A 14417-nucleotide genomic window follows, 5' to 3' on the forward strand; every position below is an offset into this window, starting at 1 on the left:
AGGTGAGGGTGAGTCACATCACCCGAAGCCCAAGCAGCAAGGGAGCAAGTACCCGCTATGTTTGAACACTTCACATCTGAAGCTATAAAAGTGATTATGCTAGCCCAGGAAGAGGCGCGTCGCCTGGGACACAACTTCGTAGGCACGGAGCAAATTCTCTTGGGTTTGATTGGCGAAGGAACAGGGGTTGCTGCCAAAGTGCTGACCGACTTGGGCGTTACTCTCAAAGACGCACGTCGCGAAGTAGAAAGAATTATTGGTCGGGGTTCTGGCTTTGTCCCCCCGGAAATTCCTTTCACTCCCAAGGTGAAAAGCCTGTTTGAGCAAGCGTTTAAGGAAGCTCGCAGCCTGGGACATAACTACATCAGTACCGAACATTTACTGTTAGGTTTAACTGAGGCTGGTGAAGGTGTCGCCGCTAAAGTTCTGCAAAATCTCGGACTGGATCTTTCACAAGTCCGCACTGCAGTAATTCGCAATCTAGGCGAAGCGACATCGGTGTCTGGAAGTCGCGGTGGGAGCAGCAACGGTCAACGGCGCAACCAATCCCTCACTTTAGAAGAATATGGTAAAAATCTGACCAAGCTAGCCAAAGAAGGCAAGCTCGACCCTGTTGTTGGTCGTGAGAAAGAAATTGAGCGTGCAGTTCAAATTCTAGGTCGCCGCACGAAGAACAATCCTGTTTTGATTGGGGAACCTGGAGTAGGGAAAACTGCGATCGCAGAAGGTCTCGCTCAACGTATTGTCAATCAAGATATACCTGATATTCTACAAGATAAGCAAGTCATTAGCCTCGATATGGGGTTAGTGGTCGCAGGGACTCGCTTTCGGGGCGATTTTGAAGAACGCCTGAAGAAAATCATGGATGAAATTCGTTCATCGGGTAATATCATCCTGGTGATCGATGAACTTCACACTTTAGTAGGCGCTGGTGGTAGTGAAGGCGGTATGGATGCTGCTAATATCCTCAAGCCAGCACTTGCAAGAGGTGAACTTCAGTGCATTGGCGCAACCACTCTTGATGAGTACCGGAAGCACATTGAGCGTGATGCAGCTCTTGAGCGTCGTTTTCAACCAATTATGGTAGGTGAACCATCGGTTGAGGAAACGATTGAAATACTGTACGGTTTGCGTTCTGCCTACGAGAATCACCACAGAGTGCAAATTTCTGACGAAGCCTTGGTAGCTGCAGCTAATTTGTCAGATCGTTATATTAGCGATCGCTTTTTACCTGATAAAGCTATCGACTTGATTGATGAGGCAGGTTCTCGCGTTCGCTTGCGGAATTCTACAAACGCCGCAAATCGCGAGATTAAGAAAGAGTTGGCACAAGTAAGCAAGTCCAAAGACGAAGTGGTTAGGGCGCAAGATTTTGATAAGGCAGGGAAACTGCGCGATCGCGAGTTAGAACTTGAAGCACAGTTAAGAGAGATATCACAAAATGATTTGGCTGTCAATAGCCCTGTCGTTGATGAAGAAGACATTGCTCAAATTGTTGCTTCTTGGACGGGCGTACCAGTTAACAAGCTGACCGAATCCGAATCGGAGTTGCTGCTGCACTTAGAAGATACTTTGCACCAACGTTTGATTGGTCAAGAGCAAGCAGTTACTGCAGTTTCTAGAGCCATCCGTCGTGCAAGAGTTGGGTTAAAGAATCCCAATCGACCTATTGCCAGTTTTATTTTCTCCGGTCCTACGGGAGTTGGTAAGACAGAATTGACCAAGGCGTTGGCTTCCTACTTCTTCGGTTCCGAAGATGCGATGATTCGGCTAGATATGTCCGAATTTATGGAACGCCATACAGTTTCCAAGCTGATCGGTTCGCCTCCCGGTTATGTAGGATTTGACGAAGGCGGACAATTGACGGAAGCAGTACGCCGCAAACCATACACGGTAGTGCTATTTGATGAAATCGAAAAAGCACATCCCGATGTGTTTAATATGCTGCTGCAAATTCTAGAAGATGGTCGCCTTACCGATGCTAAAGGTCGCACAGTGGACTTTAAGAACACACTGATTATCATGACTTCTAACATTGGTTCCAAGGTGATTGAGAAAGGTGGCGGTGGTTTGGGCTTCCAGTTTGCAGAAGATGCAGCTGAAGCAAGCTACAACCGCATCCGCAGCTTGGTGAATGAAGAATTGAAGTCTTTCTTCCGTCCCGAATTCCTCAACCGTCTTGATGAGATTATCGTCTTCACTCAGTTGAAGAAAGACGAAATCAAGCAAATTGCTGAGATTATGCTGCGCGAAGTTGCCAGTCGCTTGACCGAGAAAGGAATTAGTCTAGAAGTGAGCGATCGCTTTAAAGACCGTGTTATACAGGAAGGATATGACCCCAGTTATGGTGCTAGACCATTACGTCGGGCAATTGTGCGCCTGTTAGAAGACTCTCTTGCCGAGGCAATGCTTTCCGGCGAGATTACAGAAGGCGACACAGCCATTATAGATGTTGACGATGACGGTCAGGTGAAAGTGCAGAAGTCTGAGAGTCGAGAGTTGTTACTCGCCAATCTTGGTTAATTGAAGGATGAAGTATAAAAACCTTTATACTTTATCCCTCATACTTTTTGGTAGCATTTAAAAACCTTCTTAACCCTTGCTTAGCTCAGGGAGTTTAGAGGTTCGTCAAGGTAAACATTTGGTGAAATGGTAATAAATCTTACCCTGGTAGCAATGCCAGGGAATTTTTTTACTCCTTTCCCGCCTGAAGATTACCGTTCGGGAAGCAGGGGAGCACGGGAGAAAAGGAGCAGGGGAGAAGAAATTACAACGGTAATCTTACACCGGAAAGGAAGTATATAATACCAAATCCGTTTTGCTAACTGCTTTTAGCCCAGCGATTGGAAATCGCGGCTATACAAACGAAGTCCGCCTGCGCGGACTTTATTTGTTAGCTTCAGAATAGAATTCTGAATGCTTTTGCCAAAATGGATACTCGAATTTCTTTAATAACCAATGATAATTATCCCTTTTAATGCCAAGGTAACCCTTTGGCTTGCGTATAAAGTTTTCAAATAAGCACAAACTGTTAGGACTTACGCACGCTCTACGAATTCTTGGCGCTCTTGGCGTCTTGGCGGTTCGATAAATCAAGGTTTCTAGCAATTTTTGCGTAAGTCCTGACTGTATTGAAGTCGTCCTTGCCACGATAAGTTACGTTTGTATAGTTCCCAGAAAACTTTCTGAAATAACGGAGATCTGAACTATGGCTTACGCCTTGATAGAGGTACTAGTGTCTACCCCGAAAGCCATACTTCAAAAGTATCCCCATCACAAACCCAACAATCAATCCGGAAGTATGACCAACAAAACTAATCTGTGGTGTCGTTAAATCGAAAATCACTTGCAAAATAATCAGTGTAACAATTCCTCGCAAACTTCTAGCAGCAATGCGCGTTTTTTTCCTTTGCCAGTCAAGTAACAAAATAGCGGCAAAAGCACCAACAAGCCCCATAATACATCCAGAAGCGCCAACTGCAAAATTTGTCTGGGAATAACCTTTAACTGACATAAAGGTAACAGCTAGCATTGAGCCGATCGCACTGGTAAAATACAACAAAAGAAATCGAGGAAGCCCGATAGCAAATTCTACTAGACGACCGAACAAATAAAGACCTAGCATATTAAGTGCAAGGTGCAAAAAACCATAGTGAAGAAAAGCAGCAGCTAACAAACGCCACCAATCTCCTGCTATCACTTCTCTAGGAACTAACGCACCTAATTTATATAAGCTCTCAAGGTTAGTACTTCCTCCAAGTTTCACCTCAAGACCAAAGACCAGCAAATTTAAACCGATAATAAAGTATGTGGCAAATGCTTGGCGCGGCTTAACGCCAACTCTACCGCTATATCTAGCTTCAGATTCCATTTCAGTACTGATTCTAGATAAAATCTGTTTGCTTCTCTCAGTCAAAACTGTTTCAGCTTCAACAACAGGATTGGATAAACGTCTTGCTACTGCTTTTTTGATCCGAAGATCGCTGCTATCACTTATATTTAAAAATTGTTCGCGAGCGATTGTGTCTTTTCCTGCAGATTGGTCAGCCGTTGCTAGCCAGAATGTTTTAATGGTATCAGAATAGTTGAAGAGGGAACTGCTAAGTAGTTTTGTCACTTGTTCTGTTTCACCGCAAAAGGCAAAGACAAACAAACGTGCTAGGTTTCGCGTTCTGATGTTAAGTATTTTCTCAAAAGTCTGTTCGTAACGCTCCCAGGTTAAAAGCATACCATTTAAGTTGCCAATTTCTCCAAGCGCTCTTAAGTAGCTATTTAGTATATCGAAGTCCTTGCGTAATGTTGCTGAAGATAGATTATCCTGTATCCATAGCAGCAGATCTTCCCAACGACCTTCTATTTGATAGAGTGTTGCGATCGCAGATCGACCACTCGGTGTTAGATCGCTTTTGTAACGGTTTAGAATTGCACTCGCTTCAGGTATATTCCCCTTCTGCGCTAATTCTAGAGCACGTAACAGTTCTGGTCGTTCGCGCCAGCCATCTGCTGGATGTAACAGGGAAATAAATTTAGCTAATTTGCTGGCTTGACCGAAACTTTGTTGGGCGCTCAGTTGGTCAACTTTTCTGTTACCAATATTAGGTACAACTATTAAGATCGCCCACAGACATCCACTAATCAAGCCTGCTGCGGCTGGTGTAGCGTAAGCACTCACTGCTGTAACACCTAAGATAAGCACAGAGATTAGAATCCAACCACGATTGTTTTTAGCAGAGATAAGTGCTGCATTCACCATGGTTGAAACACATGACAGACACACTAACCAAATCAGTAGGTGATTAAGATCCATAGAATTTAGATAAATTAGGCAATCCTGTATTTTATGTTAGTGGTTAGTTGTTGATTCGCCACTAACCACTTACCACTATCAACTACCAACTATCAACTAACAATCCTTAATTTCTGCCAATTCTTTACTCTCAATAATGTTCTGAGAAGAATCAGATACGGACGACCAACCATTGATAGCATCTTTAATCACACCAGCTACAGGAACAGCAATTAATAACCCCAGTACTCCACCAATATATGTTCCTATTAACAAAGAAATTAAAATCCATATTGGTTTAAGCCCAGTAAAACTACCTAATAGCCGAGGTGCGATCGCTTGATCGATGACCTGGTCAACAACCACAGAAACACCTAAAACCCTAACTGCTAGCCAAAAGTTGTGTGACACTATGATGAGAGTGACTATGGCAAGACTTGCAACATCACCAAAAGGAATTAAGCTTAAAATTCCCACTCCCAATCCAAATAATAAAGCAAACTGAACGTTGAGAAGCAGAAATACTACAGTCAGTGAAAATCCCATCAACAAACCCAACGCTATCTGACCAATTAAGTAGTTTTGAAAATTTTGTTGAACAGATTGTTTCAATTGCTGACCAAAACTCCAAGGTAGCTTCTTAAATATTCCTTCCCAGATTTTACCACCATCCAATAAAAGATAGAAAGTTAGTACTACAGTAACTAAAGCTTCAGAAATACTATCAATTGTTTCTCTGACAAGACTAAATAGTTTATCGGCAAAATACTCTAATTCATCAGGTAAGCGATGTGCTATTTGAGTAAATACTTGATTTAAATTTAAATTGAACCCGTGGCTAATCGTCCAATTATGAAAAATCTGAAATTGGTGCTCGCTAGAATTAACCCATTCAGGAAGAACCGCATCCATTTCATTAACTTGTTGTGAAATAATAGGAATTAATGTCAGACCCAAACCCAACAAAATAATTAAAGTGATTATAAAAACTAATGTAACGGCATAATTCCGTTTAATTCCCTGATTTTCTAGAATCAAAACTGGGTAATTCAAAATAAAAGCTAGTAAAGTTGCTAAGACAAGAGTTGTGACAATGGGTTGAAAGTATTGAAAAAATCGAAATGCTAGCCATCCATTGAGAAAAAATAAAGGAAATATAAGTGTCAGAATTAACAATTGTAGTAATTTATTGAGTGAAATTGTCATGTTATTTTTAGTAGAATTTATGGGTTATCCCAATTCTATATGAGGTGGCGCTTAAAACCCCCATACATTGGAAATGTGGGGCTATACAAACAAAGCCCGCCTACGCGGGCTAATTAGATGAATTTTCATACAGAAATGGTATTAGGCAATGCCTGATAATATTATTAGGTATGTTAATTTTACTAAAAAATCTACCACCTTTAGTCATAAAATGTCAGAAAATATAGGGATCCTATTTGATTTTTGAAATATACGTAGGTAGGGCTATGCCGTACACAAGCTTTATGTGGTGGGCATTGCCCACCCTACATTACTAAAAATTTTTCACAATTTTCAAAAGTCCGCGTAGGCGGACTTCGTTTGTATAGTAGCGAATTCTATTCGCCCAAAACTACATCTTGCCCAAAACTACATCTCGCCCAAAACCACATCTCGCCCAAAACCATACATAACACGACTACAACATTACTCTTCAGTCTTCAAAGCTAAAAATTGTTCCCGCTCGATCCGTCCAGCTGTGTAGAGCGTTTCTGTAATTTCTGATATTGTTAAAACGGCATAACCTCGATAACCGTTTTCTTGTAGCCTGTTCATAACTCCTTGTTCGTGGTTGATAAAAACCACAATATCCTCAACATTTAACCCCGCAGATTTTAATTTTTCTGCTCCTTCCATCACGCTTTTGCCACTAATGAGAATATCATCAACAACTACAATCGTCTCACCGGGATAAAACTCTCCCTCAATCACCCGTCGCGTACCGTGGGCTTTTACCTCTTTGCGAGGGAAAATCATGGGACAATGGAGACGTAGGGCTAAACCAGTTGCTGTAGGCAAAGATCCGTAGGGTATACCTGCTACTCTATCGAATTTTAATGTTCTTAAAATATCCTCATATGCTTTAAGAACTTGATTAAAAAGTTGAGGATTGGAAATAATTTTGCGTAAATCGATGTAGTAAGGAAATACAGCACCTGAAGCTTGCACGTAGTTGCCAAACATAACGCAGCCAATGTCGTAAAGTTGCAAAATCAAATCTTGTAGGGGATGTTGATTGAGCAAACAAATGTTAGGTAACCAGACAGAACAACTCGAAGCATCAAGGTTAATTTCTGTTTTTGCTCGATTGATTTCTTCTTGTAAAGACAGGACTTGCTTGGATAAATCTTCCCGTGACAACATATCTTGGGGTACGGGAATTAACAGACCATCGCCATTTTTGTTTAAACCTGCTGCTAAAATTTGATTAATGTTGTTTCCTTCTGCCCAGATACTACGAGTCATAATAATACGTTCGGGAGCATCTGCACGAATCCGTGCTATCACTTCAGACTTTGTTGTTCCCACTTCCAAACCTAATTGTTCTGGGGTTCCCCAAGTTCTAGATTCTTTAACTATTTGTAAATAAAAAGGTGATTCATCTGTAGGATAATGCTGTAACTTTATAGCAGTAGGATTGGAAGTACAGCATAAAATAAAAACAGCTTTATCTGGATAAACTAAAAACGGTGCAACATGGTCTTGTCCTGCATAAGAACTCAAAGTGATGGCATCAACATTCCATTCTGTAAACACAGTATGGGCAAAGAGGGTACTTGTGTTTAAATCGCTGTGTTTGGCATCTAAAATAATTGGAATATGGGAAGGAATAGCTGCTAGGGTTTTGTGCAGCAGTTCTAAGCCTGGAATACCTAAAGCTTCATAAAATCCCAGTGTTGGTTTATACGCGCAAACTTTATCGGCTGTTTCGGAAATGATGAATTGCAACCAATCCCACAAGCGAGGCATGATATCTTGGGATTTGTATCCAACAGGCATCATTTCTGGGTTGGGGTCGAGTCCGACAAAAAGGATACTTTGATTTTGTACAATTGCTTCATTTAATTTATCAAAAAAGTTCATATTTGGTTTTTAAAAAGAATAAACAGCAAAAGAGATTAAACTTAAGTAAATCAAACTTGACACACTCAGTGCAATAGTAGTAAACAATCAATATTGCCAGTATGGTCAAGATTTATATAAAGAATAATTAATTAAATAACCGCACCAGACACAGAGAACGCAGAGGGCAGATAAATAGAGAAAATAGGTAATTTTATAGCGGTAAAGAACCTTTAAACTCTAAATTTAGCTATCTTTGATAGGTTTTAAGGGACTTTTAAGGGTCGCGTATTTGCGAATGGTATTGTTCATGGAGTTGATTTGCGAAGCGTGAAATGATGGAGGCATTAAGCTATGAATCATATGATCGAGTCCATCATGCATAACATCCGTGGGTAGTGCAGAGTGATCTAACCCCAATGTATGGCCAATTTCATGGGCGATGGTATTAGCAATTAAGTTAGACAATTGATTGATGTTAAGACTAGCGTTGTAAGAAGCGTTAAAGACTTGGTCAATGCGGACAATAGCAAGGTCTGTAACCATACCAAGTTTAAAAGTAGCCACTCCTAAATAATCAACTACTTGGTTGTCAGCAAATACATGGACGTGAGTAAAACCGTCTACCCATTCTTTAGGATTGGGTGGATCTGAGGTTAAAAATACTTTGACGCTTCTAAATGCACCGTAAAGCTTGGAAAAAGCATCAATAAGAATAGCAGTGATTGTTTCTCTGTTCTCGTCTTCTACCTCCATTCCAGATATATCTACCCAGATGCAACGGCGAAATTCGTTATCTTTTTCTATAAGAGTTTGTCCGCAGGAAGGACAAAACTCCCACTGAGTCTGGATGCGTGAATGGCATCCCTGACATCGTGGTTTTGGCGGTCTAGTCAAGTCTATACGTTCCCAAATGGGAGTTTTCAACTTGCGAGTCGGTCTGCTTTGTTAGTCCTGGTGCTTCTTTAGAAAGTGAAATACGTTGTCCTTTTTGTAGGTTGATTGCCATGTAAATTTATACCGAATATATCCAGGGTAGTCAGTTTTATTTAGCGACTTGATTCAGTAGCTGTTTGCTTCAAAAATTATTTATGCTTGGTTCTTGCTTTTGAACCTTATTGATATTTACAACTTTTGACGTTGTTGGGTTAGTATTGTCTATCTTTGCAATAACACACCATTTTCCAACTTCTTCAGAGGTTAATGGCACTTCAATGCGATCGCCAACATCGGTCTTTACAAGAACTTTGCCATCATATTTGGCAAAACTATCTTCTGGTGATAAAAAGCCAAAAAATCGAAAAATATTTGTGGCAATTAGCACATAGTCTACATGTGCTAACGTGGCTATTTTGATATTCTCTCGATTATCACCTGGTGTTGCACCAACACCAGCATCTTTTGGATTTATTGTTTGATGAAGAGTGATGTTGCTGAGACAAGAAGACTAGGAAACAATGACAGCGATCGCAGCGGAATCCTTGAAATAACAAATTATGTATCAAGTTGCCAGTGTAATGTGTAGTGTAAGATGACACGCTCGTTTAGCCTTAGCCAAAGTTATGGCCTAAAGCTTAAGCCTGTGGAAACGGTAAAAGCTTTACCCCTTGATAACGGTAAAATCGTGCTGATTTTTCAGTACAAAATAACTACCATCTTTAATTAAATCTCCAGTACACGCGACTGGCAGACGTTCTTGGTAAGCTTTAATAGCCAGACTGCGCTCTGATTCACTTAGCCGAATATGGATTTGACGAAGTTTACCTACGACAAAGCCCATTATTGTTATATTACCTCCATAGTTCCCCTCCTCCAGTTGAATCACTATGCCTTGAACTTGAGTGTTTAGAAGTTGCGTAATCAGATCGCTTAAAATATCTAGCTGAGAATGCCCAGAGGCTTTCTCTAAAGTTTCCAATATTTCAGACATCCGCAAAGCGTAAGACCGAATCGTGGGATTCAGAGGTAGGGTAATATCAAATTCTTCACCAGAATCCGTCGTTTTGTACCAAACTGATTCCGAATTGCCAATTTGTCTTTCTTGATTCCATCCGTTTGCTTGAAGGTAGGTTGTTAATTGCTGTGGATCTAAATTAGAGAGAATTCCAGGGTCGCGCACGGTTACTATCATCATATACGTTCTCCAGAGGCAGTGCGTTGCATCAGATTTTTTAAAGTGTCTACACTAAATACGTTTTGACGGGGTAGATAGACAGTGACAGTGGTTTGATTTTCACTTTGTGGTTGACCATACAGGGACATCCAATAAGCACAATGTTTTAAGCAAAGTTTGTCTTCAGACTGATGTAACCAATCATCTACATTATCAGGAACTAAAACAACGACCAAGATAAGGGGGTCATCGTCAGGATTATCATTTCTCAATTCATCGTAATTTTTTATATCTAAAGGATATCTAATAGAGTCACTGCCTAGTAAATCTCTTGAAGTACATTTCACTTGTAAATCAAGACGAGTACGACGCCGGGAATCTGGGGAAACTAATCCTGTAATGGTGATGTCAACTCCAACTAAATCCAAAGGTCTAGGTGCTATCTGGAATGAATAACCTGCTGCAGATGCTACTGCATTGATATAAGCATAGCTAAATTCTTCTTTCTGAGTCGTTATGTACATGAAAACTTATAATCTACAATCCTGCAAACCATTCATAACCTTGGTCTTCCCAATATCCCTTAAAAAGCGATAATTGACTAACCAGTGTAACTTGTGTCACCCACTTACTTTGCTTGTATCCAAGTTTCACTGGAGAAGCCAAACGTAAAGGTGCGCCATTCTCCACTGGTAATGTTTCACCATTCTTTTGATAAGCTAACAATGTTTGGGGATGTGAGGCTGAAGCAATATCCCAACTTGAATAGTAGCCATCGGCTGATTTAAAGTAAACATAGCGAACATTTGACTGAGGTTGGGCAAGAGCAATAATCTCTTGCAAACGCACACCCGCCCATTGTACGATCGCAGCCCAACCTTCTACACAAACATGGCGAATAATCATAGATGTTAAAGGTAAAGCTTGAATGTCAGCCATGCTAAGATTGAGGGGATTGTTTACCTCACCATCAACAATTAAACGGTATTTTGTCCGATCAATAATTGGATTATACCTAAAGCTATTTACTAACAATCCTTCTGGTTGAATTTCGCTAGGAGCAAATTCTGGAATGGGCTTTTGTGGATTCAATAGTAAGGCTTCCACCTTTTGATTCAGGGGTTCGGAAAGTTTTCCTACAACATCTTCAAACAAGGGTGTACCGCATCCACTCAGTAGAAAGCCAATACTGGAAATTCCCGAAATGTTAAGAAATTGACGGCGGGTTAGTTGAGGGCGATTTACGCGAATTATATTCATAAGGATGGATTAGTGGTTAGTGGTTGGTGATTGTAGTTGATAACAACTAACTCTTTTACCAAAACATAGATTCTGTTAACTCTGTACCGCCAGCCTCACGCCCCAATAACCAGTGAGTTACGGAGAACAAAATAACTATCGGTACAGAGGAAAAATGCACAATTCTTAGTGCTTGCCAACTCCCAAAGATATCTACAATCCAATAGAATTGAGCGGGTTTATACATTCCTATTCCTGTAAATAAAGCCAAAACCAAGATAGGAATTATAGATGTATAAACAATCCGATGAAAAGCATAGATTAACCGCTTGGAATTTTTACTTTTTTGTAGTGCTTTCAAGTCATTAGTTCCCACAAACCGATGTCGCCAGCGTCGTGTGGCTAAAACATAAAGTCCATACCACAGCAAATTCAACGAAAATAACCACATGGCAGCAAAATGCCAATGTCTACCCCCTGCTAGCCAACCTCCCAGTGTAAATAAAGGGGGAATATGCCAACCAGCCCGCCCGCCAAATACGGGATTGGCATTATAAATTTGCAATCCACTAGTGAGCATGATAAATAAGCTGATGATATTAACCCAATGAAAAATCTTTGCTCCTATTGCTTGAGTTGGTAGCTTTCCAGGTTTAAAGGGAATGGTTGGAGTCATGATTTTGGATTTTGGATTTTGGATTTTAGATTGAGGGAATTTTGGGCTGCAAGATCCCCGACTTCTTTAAGAAGTCGGGGATCTGACCAACTTAAATATCTTACTAAAAAAAAGGAGCAGGATTAAACCCCACTCCAATTTGCTCTCTTGCTACCAAACCTAAATATTTTAACGCCTCCCTCTCAACTACAAGATTACCAATCTTCTTCTCCTCTTCCTTTGTGTCCTTTGCGTCTTTGCGGTTCATTATAAATTAGGTAATCTTCATCTGAGGGACTATAAACCTAATAACTTATTCTAAAAACTAGCACTTTGTATAATGTCAGCATAAGTTGTGGTCTTATGACTTAATTCAATCGCAAACTCTGTTCCTTGACCTAATTGAGAGTTACACCTCAGTTTCCCTTGATGTTTCTCAACTATAATTTGTTGGCTGATTGATAACCCCAGTCCTCTTACTTTGCCTTCTGATTTGGTGGTAAAGAAGGGTTCAAAAATATGCTTTTTCAGGTGAGGAAGAATTCCTTTGCCATTATCAGCGATGCGAATAACAATTTTACGCTGTTTTGATGGTTGTTTGTTCTGGTTACCAACCAATGATAAATGACTGTTGATAACTTCTGTACGAATCCAAATCTTGGGAATAAAGGAATTATCTTGGTATATCCTTTCTTCTAATGCATCAATAGCATTATTTAATACATTCATGAATACCTGATTTAGCTCGCTTGCATAACAATTTACGAGCGGTAATTCCCCAAATTCTTTAATGATTTGTATTCGAGGTTTGTCGGGTCGTTCTTTTAAACGCTGTTGTAAAATTCTCAGAACGCAATCCAACCCTGTATGTAGGTCAGCCTTAACCATTCGATTGTCTTCAAACCGTGAAAAATTCCACAAGGCAGAGGCAATTTCTTTAACGCGTTCGGAACTTGCTCGCACTGACCATAACAATTTTAAAAAATCTGTTTTCACAAAGTTTAAGTCCAAGCGTTGAAGTTGTGAGGCAATTTCTGCTTTGGATTTGGGATGACTTTGTTGGTAAAATTCTAGCAGTTGAATTAGTTCTTCTGCATATTCACCGACAGGATGCAAGGAAGTAGCTATAAAGTTAGTGGAATTGTAAATCTCCCCAGCTACATCTACTACAAGTTTACCGAGATTAGCGATTTTCTCATTCTGCAATAACTGCTCTCGGAAATGTCTCAATTCCTCTTGAGTGTCTTTTAGTTGCTGTGCTGTTTTTTGTTCTTGAGCTTCGACAATCACCCTTGAGGCAATTTCTTGGTGGACTTGTTCAATTAACTGGCATTGCTGAATTGCGATCGCAATTTCAACACTCACTTGTCTTAAAGTTTCTACCTCCCATTCCTGCCACTGACGGTTACTGGAACTATTATAAACCATAAGCAAGCCCCATAAGTTGCTTTGGCAACAGTAGCCGAGAAGTTCTTTCTCCTGATTGGCGACTTGCAAGTGATGATTGGGAATAGACGATATGGTATTTTGATGCTCTTCCGATCTTAGAGAGATGGGAAAAACCAAACTGGCTTTAGTTTGAAGTTTATCTCCATAAATATCTTGATTTTGCTCGTTGACCGACTCAACAGCCATCATCTTGTTTTCATCCCAGGGAAAACGATAAATGACTGTACGGTCTGTTGGTAAAAACTGCTGTACTTCCTTCGCTATTGTTTCAAGTATTGGCTGTAGCTGAGAACGAGAAGAAATGCATTTGCGGATGGTATTCAGCAAACGTTCCCGTTTTCTTATCTGCTGCAATGCTTGTTCTTGACGTTTTTGCCTGGTAATGTCTTGGTGTGTTCCCACCATTTGCACTGGCTGACCGGATCGATCCCACTCAAACACTCTCCCTCGGTCAAAAATCCACTTCCACTCTCCCGATTTAGCTAACATTCTAAATTCGACTTCGTAGACTGGTATGCGACCTTCCAAATAATCATCTAACGCCGCCATCACCTTGGGAAAATCCTCTGGGTGTACGAGTCTCTCAAAGGATTTGCGGTGATTTTCTATTTCTTCTACTTCATATCCCAAAATATGCTTCCACTGAGGGTCGTAGTAAGTCTTGTCAGTCACTAAATTCCAATCCCACAGACCCAAGCCAGTTGCTGCTAATGCTGTTTGCAAGTGCAAACTAGTGTGTGAGCGTTGGCAAAGTTCTGTGAAAGCTTGGTTTGTCTGCTGTTGCTCTTGCTTTGCTAACGCTTCGGCGCTTCGTGATGAAAGTAGAGCTTCTCTGTGATGAGTAGCCGATCCTTTTGTATACATAGCTGCTGGTCCGGTAAGGAAAATAGCTTGTAGCTCAATAGCTGCTTTAGCACCCTGATGGTATATGCATAGAAAGTGCTGGTATATTCCTAGATGATGAGTTCCCCTGTAACTGGCATGACTAGATATGTCAATCCCTGTTAACAATTTCGATTGAATTTGAAAAAAGGTAAACAGAATAATGTAACCTATCTTTTGGTCAGAAATACAGTTGTTTAGAAACA

The 14417-nt window shown here is 40.6% G+C and carries 12 protein-coding genes; 1 reads left to right on the forward strand and 11 read right to left on the reverse strand.

The features are described from left to right. The first annotated feature begins 57 nt into the window (after positions 1 to 57). Entirely contained in the window at positions 58 to 2523 is a 2466-nt protein-coding gene (locus tag WA1_RS10775; RefSeq protein WP_017744020.1) for an ATP-dependent Clp protease ATP-binding subunit, read from the forward strand. A 709-nt stretch (positions 2524 to 3232) separates the two neighbouring features. Here the strand turns inward: WA1_RS10775 and WA1_RS10780 are convergent. From WA1_RS10780 to WA1_RS59615, 11 genes are all read right to left on the reverse strand, one after another. Continuing rightward, entirely contained in the window at positions 3233 to 4807 is a 1575-nt protein-coding gene (locus WA1_RS10780; protein WP_033335377.1) for a rhomboid family intramembrane serine protease, read from the reverse strand. Positions 4808 to 4903: 96 nt separating this feature from the next. Then, positions 4904 to 5992, reverse strand: coding sequence for an AI-2E family transporter (locus WA1_RS10785; RefSeq protein WP_017744022.1), 1089 nt, complete (start codon positions 5990 to 5992; stop codon positions 4904 to 4906). A gap of 465 nt (positions 5993 to 6457) precedes the next feature. Next, complete coding sequence (locus tag WA1_RS10790) at positions 6458 to 7894, reverse strand: bifunctional orotidine-5'-phosphate decarboxylase/orotate phosphoribosyltransferase (protein ID WP_017744023.1); 1437 nt, start codon at positions 7892 to 7894, stop codon at positions 6458 to 6460. A 225-nt stretch (positions 7895 to 8119) separates the two neighbouring features. Next, positions 8120 to 8800 (reverse strand): zinc-dependent metalloprotease family protein, encoded by a 681-nt coding sequence (locus WA1_RS10795; protein ID WP_051077056.1) that lies wholly within the window; start codon positions 8798 to 8800, stop codon positions 8120 to 8122. Between the two features lie 151 nt (positions 8801 to 8951). Then, positions 8952 to 9197, reverse strand: coding sequence for a hypothetical protein (locus WA1_RS10800; protein WP_017744025.1), 246 nt, complete (start codon positions 9195 to 9197; stop codon positions 8952 to 8954). A gap of 276 nt (positions 9198 to 9473) precedes the next feature. Then, entirely contained in the window at positions 9474 to 10007 is a 534-nt protein-coding gene (locus WA1_RS10805) for a hypothetical protein (RefSeq protein ID WP_272819115.1), read from the reverse strand. Then, positions 10004 to 10510, reverse strand: a complete 507-nt coding sequence (locus WA1_RS10810; RefSeq protein WP_017744027.1) for a DUF4365 domain-containing protein — start codon at positions 10508 to 10510, stop codon at positions 10004 to 10006. The genes WA1_RS10805 and WA1_RS10810 overlap by 4 nt, the downstream gene beginning before the upstream one ends. Positions 10511 to 10523: 13 nt before the next feature. Then, the gene (locus tag WA1_RS10815) at positions 10524 to 11246 is read right to left on the reverse strand and encodes a molybdopterin-dependent oxidoreductase (protein WP_017744028.1); all 723 of its coding nucleotides are present in this window, start codon (positions 11244 to 11246) and stop codon (positions 10524 to 10526) included. 55 nt (positions 11247 to 11301) lie between these two features. Then, on the reverse strand, positions 11302 to 11901 hold the full coding sequence (locus tag WA1_RS10820) for a cytochrome b/b6 domain-containing protein (RefSeq protein ID WP_017744029.1): 600 nt from the start codon (positions 11899 to 11901) through the stop codon (positions 11302 to 11304). A 103-nt stretch (positions 11902 to 12004) separates the two neighbouring features. Beyond that, entirely contained in the window at positions 12005 to 12148 is a 144-nt protein-coding gene (locus tag WA1_RS56830; protein ID WP_017744030.1) for a hypothetical protein, read from the reverse strand. A gap of 50 nt (positions 12149 to 12198) precedes the next feature. Next, entirely contained in the window at positions 12199 to 14340 is a 2142-nt protein-coding gene (locus WA1_RS59615) for a PAS domain-containing protein (RefSeq protein WP_272819116.1), read from the reverse strand. Positions 14341 to 14417 lie beyond the last annotated feature (77 nt).

The sequence above is a fragment of the Scytonema hofmannii PCC 7110 genome, from assembly GCF_000346485.2.
Classification (GTDB): Bacteria; Cyanobacteriota; Cyanobacteriia; order Cyanobacteriales; family Nostocaceae; genus Scytonema; species Scytonema hofmannii.

Coding starts and splice junctions, on each gene's coding strand:
- WA1_RS10775 (WP_017744020.1), top strand. CDS start 58: ATGTTTGAACACTTCACATCTGAAGCTATAAAAGTGATTATGCTAGCC.
- WA1_RS10780 (WP_033335377.1), bottom strand. CDS start 4,807: ATGGATCTTAATCACCTACTGATTTGGTTAGTGTGTCTGTCATGTGTT.
- WA1_RS10785 (WP_017744022.1), bottom strand. CDS start 5,992: ATGACAATTTCACTCAATAAATTACTACAATTGTTAATTCTGACACTT.
- WA1_RS10790 (WP_017744023.1), bottom strand. CDS start 7,894: ATGAACTTTTTTGATAAATTAAATGAAGCAATTGTACAAAATCAAAGT.
- WA1_RS10805 (WP_272819115.1), bottom strand. CDS start 10,007: ATGATGATAGTAACCGTGCGCGACCCTGGAATTCTCTCTAATTTAGAT.
- WA1_RS10810 (WP_017744027.1), bottom strand. CDS start 10,510: ATGTACATAACGACTCAGAAAGAAGAATTTAGCTATGCTTATATCAAT.
- WA1_RS10815 (WP_017744028.1), bottom strand. CDS start 11,246: ATGAATATAATTCGCGTAAATCGCCCTCAACTAACCCGCCGTCAATTT.
- WA1_RS10820 (WP_017744029.1), bottom strand. CDS start 11,901: ATGACTCCAACCATTCCCTTTAAACCTGGAAAGCTACCAACTCAAGCA.
- WA1_RS56830 (WP_017744030.1), bottom strand. CDS start 12,148: ATGAACCGCAAAGACGCAAAGGACACAAAGGAAGAGGAGAAGAAGATT.